Genomic DNA, 12,767 nt, shown 5'->3' with positions numbered 1-12,767 from the left:
CATAGTTGAGCTTTGGAGCCGCTACCTTTCGGGGTAGCGGCTCTTTTTGTTTACGCTGTCGCAGGGCAGCTAATGCCGATATATCAGTTGGGGCGAAATACGAGATGTGATGAGACGGAGCGTCAGAACGTCCATGACGCCCACCTGCCATATTTGCCCTTTACCGATTTGCCGAGTCTTTGCGGCCCCATTGCCGATCACCCATGCGACAATGCGCCGGACGAGAAAGGAATCCGATGGAATCGACTGATGTACTGGTAATTGGATCTGGCATTGCGGGCCTTTGCGCCGCCATCGAAGCGGCACGCACGGGCGCAACCGTCGCTGTGGCAAGCGCCGGCAAGACTATGAGTGGATCGAGCTTCTTCCCCGGAACCTGGGGCCTGGGGCTTATCGGACCCGTTAACGAAGACGACGAACAAGACCTCATCGATACCATCCAGACCGTTGGTGGCGGCGTCGCCGACCCCGAGCTTGTCCAGACGTTTGTCCACGGCATTCCCCAGGCAATTGAATGGCTCGAGCAAGACCTGGGCGTTGAGCTCCAGCGTCCGCAAAGTGCCGAAAGCGCCCAGCAGAAGCAGTTTATCCCCTGCTTTGACCATAAGACGCGTATGTGGCGCGGCCTCACCCGCAAGCCGCTTGAGGACGCGTGTACGGCCCAGATCGAGTCTCTCGGCATTCGCCTGCTCCCCCGCCACGAACTTATCGACCTTGTTGAGGACACAATCGGAAAGATTACCGGCGCCGTGCTCTACGACCGCGCAAACGAGCATCTCGTGCCTATGGCAGCCAAGGCCACTATCATCGCTGCGGGCGGCACGGGTGGCCTGTTCGAGCGAAGCCTCACTTCCGCCGATGTGCTCAGCTCCTCGCAGGCCATCGCGCTGGCGCACGGCGCAACACTTACTAATATAGAGTTCATGCAGATGATGCCCGGCTTCATCGAGCCCAAGCGCAACCTGGTCTTCAACGAGAAAACCTGGCGCTACGTACATGTAGACCAGCCGGTAGATATTGCCGACGACAAGCTGGACGACCTGCTCGAGCAGCGCTCTGGATATGGTCCCTTCACGTCACGCTTGGCCTCCCGCGCTATCGATCTCGTCATCGATCAGACAGGTGTCGAAGGACTGGCGCTCCACTACGACTTCCCTCGCGAGGATGTCCCAGAGTTTGTGCAGACCTTTGCCACCTGGCTGCAAGACGAGCACGGCATCGCCCCGACTGACGAGATGCGCGTTGCGATGTATGCCCACGCCGCTAACGGCGGTATCAAGATCGACATGACCGCGTACACGGGCATTGAGGGCCTCTTCGCCTGCGGTGAGGCAACAGGCGGCATGCACGGCGCCGACCGCATCGGCGGCTTGTCAAGCGCCAACGGCATCGTGTTTGGGCGCATCGCGGGCGCATCGGCAGCCCAAGCAGCGCTGGACGCTCCCGAGGCGGCCGCTCCGATGGATATCGCCCTCCCTCAGTATGGCATTGCCACAACAGATGCCGAACGCCTGACACACAGCCTTAAGCACACGATGAGTACCTATTGCATGATCAACAGGACCGAAGCAGGTCTATCCAAGGCTCTTCAACAGCTTGAAAGCCTACAAGACGAGGCAACGGCGCTGAGCAAGCCGCATGCCAATGACAGCGAGATCGCAGCCCTCGCCCGCCTGCAATCGCAGAATCAGCTGGCAACGGAGATGGTCAAAGCCATGCGCAAGCGGACCGAAAGCCTGGGTTCGCACTATCGATCGAATTAAACTGGACACCTATCTAGAGCAGAGCACAACTAATCGATATCTATGGGCCCCGTGACCTCGAAGTGGCACGGGGCCCATTCGTGTCCGCACGGCAGCGTATCCTTATTCTGAGTACAGAGCGGGCAAAGCGCGCATAGACAATAGATCAGCGAGGAGGAGATATGGACAGTAGAGATATCGAGAAGTGGCGTGTCGAACTTGATAGCTACGCCAATGTGGAAGACGGCGTTGAGTATTGGCTCGCACGCGATTTAATGGAACCCATGGGATACACTCGATGGGAGAACTTCGCCGAAGTTGTTAAGAGGGCAAAAGTCTCGTGCGAAACAAACAAAACTCCAGTTGATTCCCATTTTCGTGACACCACGAAAATGATAACTGCCGGTGTCGCCGCTCGCGCGGTTAAAGACTACAAGCTTACGCGCTATGCATGCTATTTAATCGCCCAAAACGGAGATTCAAACAAGCAAGAAATCGCGCTCGCACAGGCATACTTCGCCGTGCAGACGCGCCGGTTTCACCGATCCCCAGGGTAGACTCGATCTGTGAAAGCGGCCGTGCCCTTTCGGGTTCGACCCCATGAAAGGTCAACAAAAAAGACGGCCAACTTTCGTTGACCGTCTTAACTTGCTTTGGTGGGCCGTCAGGGGGTCAGCCTGCTGTGCAGGCGGCCGCTGCGGCGCTTCGCGCCTTGCGCGCTGCGCTGGCAAATGCTCGCGCATTTCCTCAGCTCCGCGCCCTTTCGGGTTCGACCTCATGAAAGGTCAACAAAAAAGACGGCCAACTTTCGCTGACCGTCTTAACAATCTTTGGTGGGCCGTCAGGGGGTCGAACCCTGGACCTTGGGATTAAGAGTCCCCTGCTCTACCAACTGAGCTAACGACCCAAAGCTAAAGTCCGTCGTAGCGGACTTTAGAGGAGATATCGTGTGGTGGGCCGTCAGGGGGTCGAACCCTGGACCTTGGGATTAAGAGTCCCCTGCTCTACCAACTGAGCTAACGACCCGATATCAACACGAAGCAAGAACTGGGGTGGGTAAAGGGACTCGAACCCTCGACCTACGGGACCACAACCCGTCGCTCTAGCCAACTGAGCTACACCCACCGTGTCCTGTGCGCTTCGCGCTCGACTATTATTGCAAGGAACGCCACGCGATGCAAGCCCCAATTTTCAAGAATTTTGAAAAGAGTTTTTCGAGACCATTTCGAGCATTTCCCACCGGTTTCATAGGAGTAAACTTGCCCCACTGCAAATGCTCGAAAGGACCGGCATGAAAGAACTCTCCAACCGCACGGCAACGTTTACCGATTCCGTCATCCGTCGCATGACGCGCATCTCCAACAAGTATGGCGCCGTCAACCTGTCACAGGGCTTCCCCGACTTTGATCCCCCGGCGCAGCTGCTCGATAGCCTCAGCACCATCGCCACCGAGCCCAAGCCGCTCTACCACCAGTACTCCATCACCTGGGGCTCTCAGGCCATGCGCGAGGCGCTTGCCGCCAAGCAGGAGCACTTTATGGGCATGCCGATCAACCCCAACGAGAATATTGTAGTCACCTGCGGCTCCACCGAGGCCATGATGGCCGCCATGATGACGGTCACAAACCCCGGCGACAAAGTCGTCATTTTCTCGCCGTTCTACGAGAACTACGGCGCTGACACCATTCTCTCGGGGGCCGAGCCCATCTATGTGCCGCTCAACCCGCCCACCTTTGACTTTGACCGTGAGGTCCTGGAGGCGGCCTTCCGCGACAACGATCCCAAGGCGATCGTCCTATGCAACCCGTCCAACCCCTGTGGCAAGGTCTTTACGCGCGAGGAGCTCACTTTTATTGCCGACCTGTGCAAGAAGTACGACGCCTACTGCATCACCGACGAGGTGTACGAGCACATCGTCTACGCGCCCCACGAGCACGTGTACATGGCCACGCTGCCCGGCATGTTTGAGCGCACCATCAGCTGCAGCTCGCTGTCCAAGACCTACTCCATCACCGGCTGGCGCCTAGGCTACACCATCGCTCCCGCCGAAATCACCGAGCGCATCAAAAAGGTCCACGACTTCCTCACCGTAGGCGCCGCCGCTCCCCTGCAAGAGGCCGTCGTCACCGCCCTCAACTTCGACGACAGTTATTACCAGGAGGTCCTCGACCTCTACACCGCCAAGCGCGACCTATTCTGTCAGGGACTCGACAGCATCGGCCTCACGCACAACGTGCCGCAGGGCGCCTACTACGTGATGATGGACATCTCTGAGTTTTGCTATGACAGCGACCTCGACTTCTGCGAGGACCTGGCCTCAAAGGTGGGCGTGGGCGCCGTGCCCGGCTCGAGCTTCTTCCGCGAGCCCGTCAACCATCTGATTCGTTTCCACTTTGCCAAGCGAGACGAGACGCTTAACGCGGCGCTTGAGAACCTCAAGTCGCTACGTGATAAAATCAACCCGCGCGGGTAAGTACGGCCCGGCACTAAATGCATCCCGAGGCCGGTCACATCCTGGTCACGCGCGACCCGCGCGACACCATCGGCGAGCACAGCGGCTGCCCCTTCCACGACAACTGCCTCGAGGGCCTCATCGCCGGTCCCGGCGTCAAAAAGCGCTGGGGTGGCAAGAGCGCCGGAGAGATGGCCGATGACCCGGAGGCCATGGACCTGCTCGCCGGCTATCTGGCGCAGGCGCTCATGACCTACATCCTGTGCTACGCACCGCAAAAGATCGTCATCGGTGGCGGCGTGGCCGACCACACCTCCATCGTGCCGCTCGCGCGCAAGAAGTGCGCCGAGATGCTCAACGGCTACATCGTTACGCCCGAGATGGCCGGCATCGATAGCTACATCGTCAACAACAGCCTCGAGGGCAAGCAGGGCATTATGGGCTGCCTGGCCCTGGGCGCACAGGCGCTTCAGTAGCAGACACACCCACAGGGCGTGGCGAGCCCGGCAAATCCGACCTACGGAACGACGCCACCACGCCTCATATAAGCCCTCAAATAAAAAAGGCCTCCTAGGACCAAACAATACGTCCTAGGCGGCCTTTTTGGCGCACATCAGCGACCGTAAGAGATATCGGAGCACAACGCCCGTTGCCGCACCACAGCAGTCGATCACCACATCGGTGATCATGCCGGCGCGTCCCGGCACAAAGAGCTGAATCGTCTCGTCGATCGAGGGAATCAGCAGCAGGAACACCGCCGTGGGCAGCAGCACGTCAAAGGTGCGCCGGCCCTCAAAATCAAAGGCGTGCGTTGCCAAGATGCCGAGCACCATATACTCGGTAAAATGCGCGCATTTGCGAACAACAAAGTTGGTCACCCATGCATATGGAAGTCCCACGCCGTGCAGGAAACCGCGGATAGCTTCCATGACCGTTAGGCTCAGCGACCCCGACCCCGAGCCGGGAACCAGCGAATTGCCCCAGATCAAGAGCGCCATCAGGCAGGTCACGACCGCCCATTTTCGATTGATCTTAACCATGCAGAAGTTATGCCTCCGCGCGGAGCGGCGCGAAGCTGGCGGTACCGCCCTCGATAACGCTCAGATAGGCACGGCCCGTACGCTTGGCGGTAGAGGACTGCAGGCGCTCGATCTCTTCCTCGAGGATCTGATTGACGCGCTCGTGACGACGATTTTCCATAATGCCGGCGGCAATAGCCTCGGCTCGCTCGATGCTCTCACGCGAGATGCGGGCAGTATCCTCGGGGAACACAGCGCTGTGACGGCCGACATAGGCGGGGGCAGCAGGCTGAGGGGCAGTGACGGGAGCGGGGGCTGCAACAGGAGCAGGCTCGTCAATCTCATCCAGAATCGCGGTGGCGGCGGCCCACATGTCCTCGTGGCCTGAGTAATCGGCCATAGGGACATCAACCTCGAGCGAAGCGTCCGGAAGGTCGCCGGTGTCGATGCGATCTTGGGCATCAATCGATGCGGTGATGGCTGCAGGCTCATCGAGGTCATCGAGATCGATGTCCGCGACACCGGAGATGATAGGCATGCTGGCGAGGTTTGCGTTGTACGGCGCAGCCTCAGCCGCCTGCTGCTGGGCAGGAGCGCCCCAAAGCGAGCTTTCGGCGGCGCGGCGGGCGGCAACGGCCTCCTCGTCCGCGGTCATGGCTTCATCAACGTACGAATTATCGGCAGAAGCGTTCGCGTCCGCCGAGGTAGCGCTGTAGGCGTTATTGACCGCCGCATTGGCAACGAGTGCCACGAAAGCCGCCGTGCTGCCCGCAGGGGCGGCCTGGGAGCCCGACACGGCGCGTGCCGCGGCGGCGATATCATCGCGATTGAAGGAGCCGGTCTGCCCGCCGTTGGTGAGCTCGTCGATGGCGACTTGATAGACGTCGCGCGAGCGTGCAGGGTCGCAGCTCACCGGCGAATCGTCGTCGAGCATGCTGTCGATCATGGACCAAGCCTCGGCCTCGTCCATAGCATCTGCGGCTCGAGCGATGGTAGGGACACCATCATCGGCATGACGGCGCTGGAACGCACCAGTCAGGCCGGAAAGGAATGCCGAGGTAGACTGCTCCGACTGAGCCTGAGAAGCAGAAGCCGCAGCGTACGGAATCGCATCCTGCTGCTGAGCTGGAATCGAGGCGGTCTTGAACTCGCTTTGATGCTGATTGAGATTGGCGGCACCGCCCATGGCATCGGGCTGGAACAGACGCTCTTCACGCTGCGCACGATACTCGGAGATACCCAGCGAGGCGGCATAGATACCCACGCCCGCCACCGCGCCCACGGCGAAGGGAACTGCACCCGCCACGACCGTCTCGTTCACCGACGAAAACGGCAGCGTCGCGGCATACATAACCACGGGAGCGGCAAGGCCGATCCCGCACGAAAGTCCGGCAAGGACTGCTCGTTGTGTTGCATCAGAAGAAGCCATGAGCTCTCCCCATCTTCCAGCACCCAAATCGCATCATTCAGTTGGCTGCGCGAGAGAAGATGAAGCGGGGCTATGCCCCAAAGCAACGGTATATGGTTCGTTTCATCTGCGTTTTCCGTCGCGAAGCTTAAATGTTATTATGCGAAACCGTCCTGTCGATTGCAAGTGACGATGTCGGATTGAAACGGGAAACCTGCTGCTCGTCGGTCTTACGGTCAAAAATAAGCGCGGAGCGGCGCTATAGAAAAGGGCCGAGGCTCAAAGCCCCGACCCTTTATCGTATTGATGACTATCGCTGCGCGTGGATGACAACCTAGAACGTCTGCTCGTAGTCGCTGTGTTTTTTGGCCGAACGCACCAGGAACTCCTGGTTGGTGTTGGTGCCCTTAAGACCCTTGATAAACGATGCGGCTGCGCGCTCGGTGTTGTTCATGCCGGCAAGAATGCGACGCAGACCAAAGACAAACGGACGCATCTGCTCGTCGACCAACAGGTCCTCGTTACGCGTACCGGAGGCAACGGGGTCGATAGCCGGGAAGATGCGGCGGTCGGCCAGGTCGCGGTCGAGCTTAAGCTCCATGTTGCCGGTGCCCTTGAACTCCTCAAAGATGACTTCGTCCATCTTGGAACCGGTGTCGATGAGGGCAGAGGCCAGGATGGTAAGCGAGCCACCGTTCTCGATATTGCGGGCTGCACCCAGGAAGCGCTTGGGCGGATATAGGGCCGCCGAATCGACGCCGCCCGAAAGGATGCGGCCCGAGGCGGGCGCCGCCAAGTTGTAGGCGCGGGCGAGGCGCGTGATGGAGTCGAGCACCACCACGACGTCGCCACCCAGCTCTACGATGCGCTTGGCGCGCTCGATGACGAGCTCTGCCACGCGGGTGTGGTTGTCGGCAGGCATATCGAAGGTCGACGCCACAACCTCGCCCTTGATGGAACGCTGCATATCGGTGACCTCTTCGGGGCGCTCGTCGACGAGCAGGCAGATGAGGTGCACCTCGGGGTTGTTAATCGAGATAGACTGGCAGATCTTCTTGAGGATCGTGGTCTTGCCGGCCTTGGGCGGGGACACGATCAGGCCGCGCTGGCCCTTGCCGATCGGTGACACGATGTCGATGGCGCGGCCGGTAATAGAGTCCTTGCCGTGCTCCATGCGCAGCGGCTCGTTGGGATAGACCGGGGTGAGGTCGCCGAACTTGGGACGGTTGCGAATCTGCTCGGGGTCCAGACCGTTGACGGTCGTGATTTTGGCGAGGCCGGCGCGCTTGTCGCCGCCGCGCGAAGGACGCAGCGAGCCCTCGATGACGTCGCCCGTGCGCAGGCGCGCGGAGCGGATGAGGTAGGCGGGCACGAAGGCGTCGTCGTTGGACTTCATGTAGCCATGGGCGTGGATGATGCCGGAGCTGTCCGGGCGAATCTGCAGAATGCCCTTGATGTCGCGGAAGCCCTCGGCCTTCGCAGCGGTGACGTAGATTTCCTCGACGAGCTCGGCCTTCTTCTTGCCGGTCGTCTCGATCTCGAACTCCTTAGCCTTCTCGCGCAGCTCAGCGACCTTCATGGCCGCGAGTTCCTCGCGCGAAAGCGTGGGCTCGGTGGGAGCGGCATTACGCTCCTTGTTGCGCTGTTTGCGATCGCGCTGGCGGTTGCGACGGTCGTTGTTGCGGTCGTCCTTACGCTCGTTGCGCTCGTCGTTGCGCTTGTGCTGGCGACGGTTGGGACGAGTGCCGTCTTCGCCCTCAGCGGGGGCGGCACCATCGGTTGCGGCGGTGCCAACATTGGCCGCGGCGGCGTCATTGGCCTCGGCGCCAGAATCAACCTGCGCTTCGACATCCTGCTGCTCGGACGCCTTGGCCTTAACGGACTTCTTACGACCGCGCTTGGGCTTCTCGGACGCAGGCTGTTCGACGTCCTGGGCCTTGGCGACATCAGTCGACGCATCGGCGGTCGTCTCGGCAGAATCCTCGGACGCACCCTTCTTGGCAGCCTTGGCCTTTGACGTGCGCTTAGCAGCAGTACGACGGCTGCGACCGGGACGGACGTCGGCGGGCTCGGCATCGGCGGGAGCGGCCTCGGAAGTCGTAGCATCCTGGACGGGTGCATCGGCAGCGGTTGCAGACTCGGCGGTCGCCGCAGCATCCCGAGCGGCGGCGGCTGCTGCTGCGGCCTTCTCTGCCTCGACAAAGGCCTTGGGCTTGCGACCGCGACGGTGCGGGCGCAAAGCCGGATCGACAACGGGAACTTCGTTGGCCTCGACAGGCGCAGCGGGCTCAACAGGCAATGTGCCCTCCCCTGCCGCGGAACGGACCGAAGCCTCAGTGAGCTCGGGGGCTACCTGTTCCGCAACTTGCTCGGCCTTAGCAGCCGTGCGGCGGCGTGTGCGCGGTGCCGGCTTCTCGGTCGGCAGGTCGGCGGCAGGGGTCTCGATGGCGGCAGGCGTCTCGGGCACAGACGGAGCTGCAAGCTCGGTCAGAGCCGCGGCCTCGCGCTCGGCAGCACGACGGCGGGCGCGCACCACCTGAGCCTCGCTAATCTGCGCCAACGCACGTGCCTGCGCGACCTCATCGGAAATTGGCGCCGAGGAGTCAGCTGCAACGGTGCGCTTGGCGCGCGTCGTGCGCGTGGTACGGCGCTTGGGCTTGGTGACCTCCTCGCCGTCAGCGGCAGGCTTGGCCGTGCGGCGCGCGAGCTTGGGCTTTGCCGGAGCAGCCTCCTCACCAGTTGCAGGCGCAGGCGTCGAAGCAGCCTTAGGCGTCTCGGGAGCCGAGGCTTGCGCGGGCGCCGCGACCTGGTCCGACGCAACCGGTGCAGCGGGAGCGGCTTGCGTCGTCGTTATTTCGTTTTCTTGCTGTTGATCAGACACAGTGTTTGCTCAACTTTCTTTTCAAGCCCTGTGATCACATGCTCCCTGCATAAACCTTCAGGGCGGCTAAACAGTCTAGTTCCGTTCAAAACGACGGACATCATTGATCTGTATCGAGATGATTGCGTCAACTACGCAGCGTTAGTGTAACACAACCGCCGCCACCTGCAACTTAGTCATTGGGGGCGTTCTTAAACGACTAGTCAAAAGGGACACTCTTTGGTCTACCACCCACAAATCAGACTGCCTCCGCCAAAACTATGGCGGTTTACTACGACGAATCGATCAACCGCGACCACTCCGAAACATGTTGAACTAAAACCGCAGGTAGATGCCTTGCGCTTTTTTGCGAAAAGCCGGCGTGGTTGGAAATTCCCAATTCATCGTAGTAAACCGGCATAGTTTCGTATTTCCAGCAGTTCCAAATTCGTCAATACGTCGGCATTTGCGAAAAAAGCCCGACCTCCATGGGAGATCGGGCTTATAGGGCTCAGTTAAACCAAACCTACACGGTCAAATGACCCGCAGGTTACATCTGCTCGGGCGCGGAAACGCCAACGAGGGTGAGCACCAGGGCGAGCGTCACGCGGACGGCATCGCAAGCGGCCAGACGGGCACGCGAAAGTTCGGGGTCGACGGGACGGCCCTCGCTCGGCAGCACCTGGCAGGCAGCGTAGAAGCTGTGGAAGTCACCGGCGAGCTCCTCGGCAAAGTGCGTCAGACGGAACGGGGCGCGATCGCGAGCGCAGCTGGCGATCAGGTCGGTAAGCTCATTGAGCTTGCGCGAAAGGGCGAGCTCGGTCGGGTCGGTCAGCAGCGAGTAATCGACGTTCTCACCGATGGCCTTGGCGGCAACGGCCTTCATGCCCATCTCGTCGGCCTGCTCAGGCGTTACGTCAGCGGCACGGCGCAGGATGGAGCAGACGCGAGCGTGAGCGTACTGCACGTAATAGACCGGGTTGGAGTTGTCGCGCTTCTTAACGGCCTCAATGTCGAAGTCGACCATCTGGTTGGAGCTCTTGGAGATGAGCGTGTAGCGAGCGGCATCGGAGCCGACCTCGTCGACGAGCTCCTGCAGGGTCACCATGGTGCCCTTGCGCTTGGACATACGGACGGGCTTGCCGTTACGCAGCAGGTTGACGAGCTGGCCCAGTAGAACCTCGAACTTGCCGGGGTAACCCAGAGCGTCGCAGACGCAGCGGACGCGCTCGATGTAACCGTGGTGGTCGGCGCCCCAGATGTCGATGACGTGATCGACGCGCTGGAACTTATCCCAGTGATAGGCGACGTCGGAGGCGAAGTAGGTGTACTCGCCGTCGGACTTGATCAGGACGCGGTCCTTGTCGTCGCCCAGATCGGTGGAGCGGAACCACAGGGCGCCGTCCTTGGTGTAGAGGTAGCCCATCTTGTCGAGCTTCTCAAAAGCGCGGTCGACGGCGGAGGTGCCGGCGGTCTCGCCCTCGGTGTCCTTCACGTACAGCGAGCGCTCGGAGTACCAACGGTCGAAGTCGCAGTTGACGGCGTGGCAGAGGTCGCGCATGTTATCGACCATCTTTACATAGCCGCGCTCGCGGAAGCTCTCCATGCGCTCCTGCGGATCGGCGTCGACCCACTTGTCGCCGTCGGTGCGCCAGAACTCGGCGGCCTCGTCGATGATGTAGTCGCCGCCGTAAGAGTCCTTGCCCAAGGTCTCGGCAAAGTTGTCCTGATACGGATGGGTCTCGGGGTGCTCGTCGTTCTCGTCGGCAACAAAGGCGTCGCGGTCGGCGATCAGCAGCTTGTGAGCCTCGTCGATACCAACGCCCTGCTTGGCGATGATGTCGGCAAGCTGCATATAGCGCGTGCTGATGGAGTTGCCGAAGGTGTTCATCTGAGAGCCGTGGTCATTGATGTAGAACTCACGCTGGATGTCGTAACCGGCGTGGTCCATGACGCGGCAAAGGGAGTCGCCCAGAGCGGCCCAGCGGCCGTGGCCGATGTGCATGGGGCCGACGGGGTTGGCGGAAACGAACTCGACCTGGGTCTTCAGGCCACCACCGACGTTGGACTTAGCGAAGTCCATGCCCTTCTCGCGAGCCTCGCCAAAGATGGCATTCTTGACGGCAACGGAGAGGTAGAAGTTGATGAAGCCGGGGCCTGCAATCTCGACCTTCTCGATCGCGGGGTCCTCGGGCATATGGGCAACGATGGCCTCGGCGATCTTGCGCGGGGCGCAGTGGGCCAGCTTGGCGGACTTCAGGGCCATGGTAGAGGTCCACTCGCCATGAGAAGTGTCAGCCGGTCGCTCGATAGCGCAATCGTCAAGTTCAAATGCGGAAAGGTCGCCGGCCTCCTGGGCCGCAGCAAGCGCAGCGCGTACCAGCTCTTCAATCTTCTCGGGCATAGATCCTCCTTGTGTTAAAGCCCCCGAGCTCTTGGTCACTCGTAGGGCAAAAGCCAGAGTTTGTAGCACTCTATCACAAGCGACGGGCACTGTCGCAGGGTAAAGCTAATAGATATTGCATATGCACAAAAATGACTACAGCTTGCATGGAGTCACTCAAAGATGCCGGTCTGCCTGCAGATTATGCAGGCGTTGAAAATGCATAAAGGTGTGAATGAGCTGCGTCTGTTATCGAATACTCTTACCTATCAGAATTGTGTGCTTTTCCTGCATAAAGTAAGGGTTTGCGCACGTCAGCGTGTTATTCTAGACATACGTAAATTCGTATAAGTTGGAGGTAGCATGTTCTCAATCGGTCAACACGTCATTCATCCGGGTCAGGGAGTCTGCACCGTCGTCGGTTTTAGGGACGACACGCCGCAGCCCATGCTGTTGCTCGAGACCAAGCAGGGACATGCGCAGACGATCCTCATGTACCCCGTGGCGCAGGCCGATCGTTTGCATGCCGCCATCTCCCAGCAAGATGCCGAGCACCTGCTGAGCCACTATGACGAGCTGGAGTGCGACACCTTTACCGAGCGTAACAGCTCGCTTGAGGAGACGCACTTTAAGCAGCAGCTCAAGCTGGGCGCGCCCGAGACGGTCCGCGTGGCAAAGACCATGATGCACCGCATTCGCCAGGCCGAGGAAGCTGATAAAAAGCCCAGCTCTTACTACATGCGCGTACTCAAGGAGGCCAAGCGCCGCTCCATTGAGGAGTTCGCCGTGGCATTGGGCGTCACCGAGGAGGCCGCCGAAGCCCGCCTAGCCCAAGCCGCCCTCAACTAACCCATCCGCGCCAAAAACCACCACAAAGGGGACAGTGAACTGCGCCCCGAAACT

At 60.4% G+C, this 12,767-nt stretch carries 9 protein-coding genes and 3 tRNA genes; 5 read left to right on the top strand and 7 right to left on the bottom strand.

Translation table 11 applies throughout. The features are described from left to right. The first annotated feature begins 236 nt into the window (after window positions 1-236). Both DW151_RS07520 and DW151_RS07515 read left to right on the top strand, forming a co-directional pair. Complete coding sequence (locus DW151_RS07520; protein WP_118335193.1) at window positions 237-1,763, top strand: FAD-dependent oxidoreductase; 1,527 nt, start codon at window positions 237-239, stop codon at window positions 1,761-1,763. Window positions 1,764-1,924: 161 nt separating this feature from the next. After that, window positions 1,925-2,299: a BRO family protein gene (locus tag DW151_RS07515; RefSeq protein WP_118335191.1), complete on the top strand. Its 375-nt coding sequence runs from the start codon at window positions 1,925-1,927 to the stop codon at window positions 2,297-2,299. Window positions 2,300-2,573: 274 nt separating this feature from the next. Here DW151_RS07515 and DW151_RS07510 read toward each other — a convergent pair. The 3 genes from DW151_RS07510 to DW151_RS07500 all read right to left on the bottom strand — a co-directional run bounded on the left by DW151_RS07510 (window position 2,574) and on the right by DW151_RS07500 (window position 2,867). Further along, window positions 2,574-2,649, bottom strand: a tRNA-Lys gene (locus tag DW151_RS07510). 43 nt (window positions 2,650-2,692) lie between these two features. Beyond that, window positions 2,693-2,768: transfer RNA gene (locus DW151_RS07505), tRNA-Lys, on the bottom strand. A 22-nt stretch (window positions 2,769-2,790) separates the two neighbouring features. Then, window positions 2,791-2,867 (bottom strand) — tRNA-His (locus DW151_RS07500). A 166-nt stretch (window positions 2,868-3,033) separates the two neighbouring features. On the opposite strand from DW151_RS07500, the gene DW151_RS07495 reads away from it, so the two are divergent. After that, entirely contained in the window at window positions 3,034-4,215 is a 1,182-nt protein-coding gene (locus DW151_RS07495) for a pyridoxal phosphate-dependent aminotransferase (RefSeq protein ID WP_118335189.1), read from the top strand. Window positions 4,216-4,232: 17 nt separating this feature from the next. Continuing rightward, window positions 4,233-4,670 carry an ROK family protein gene (locus DW151_RS07490; RefSeq protein WP_233543367.1) on the top strand — a complete coding sequence of 146 codons (438 nt, stop codon included), beginning with the start codon at window positions 4,233-4,235 and terminating at the stop codon, window positions 4,668-4,670. Between the two features lie 114 nt (window positions 4,671-4,784). Here DW151_RS07490 and DW151_RS07485 read toward each other — a convergent pair whose 3' ends face one another. From DW151_RS07485 to argS, 4 genes are all read right to left on the bottom strand, one after another. Next, window positions 4,785-5,234, bottom strand: coding sequence for a VanZ family protein (locus DW151_RS07485; RefSeq protein ID WP_118335187.1), 450 nt, complete (start codon window positions 5,232-5,234; stop codon window positions 4,785-4,787). A 7-nt stretch (window positions 5,235-5,241) separates the two neighbouring features. Beyond that, window positions 5,242-6,642, bottom strand: a complete 1,401-nt coding sequence (locus tag DW151_RS07480; protein ID WP_118335185.1) for a hypothetical protein — start codon at window positions 6,640-6,642, stop codon at window positions 5,242-5,244. Between the two features lie 313 nt (window positions 6,643-6,955). Next, the gene (gene rho, locus DW151_RS07475) at window positions 6,956-9,502 is read right to left on the bottom strand and encodes a transcription termination factor Rho (RefSeq protein ID WP_233514432.1); all 2,547 of its coding nucleotides are present in this window, start codon (window positions 9,500-9,502) and stop codon (window positions 6,956-6,958) included. 529 nt (window positions 9,503-10,031) lie between these two features. Beyond that, complete coding sequence (gene argS / locus DW151_RS07470; RefSeq protein WP_117786947.1) at window positions 10,032-11,885, bottom strand: arginine--tRNA ligase; 1,854 nt, start codon at window positions 11,883-11,885, stop codon at window positions 10,032-10,034. A 342-nt stretch (window positions 11,886-12,227) separates the two neighbouring features. On the opposite strand from argS, the gene DW151_RS07465 reads away from it, so the two are divergent. Further along, complete coding sequence (locus DW151_RS07465; RefSeq protein WP_006235480.1) at window positions 12,228-12,713, top strand: CarD family transcriptional regulator; 486 nt, start codon at window positions 12,228-12,230, stop codon at window positions 12,711-12,713. Window positions 12,714-12,767 lie beyond the last annotated feature (54 nt).

Origin of the sequence: Collinsella sp. AM13-34 (genome assembly GCF_003473055.1) — a bacterium.
Taxonomy (GTDB): domain Bacteria; phylum Actinomycetota; class Coriobacteriia; order Coriobacteriales; family Coriobacteriaceae; genus Collinsella.
The sequence above is the reverse complement of the archived record's forward strand: the minus strand, read 5'-3'. Positions and strand labels throughout refer to the sequence as shown.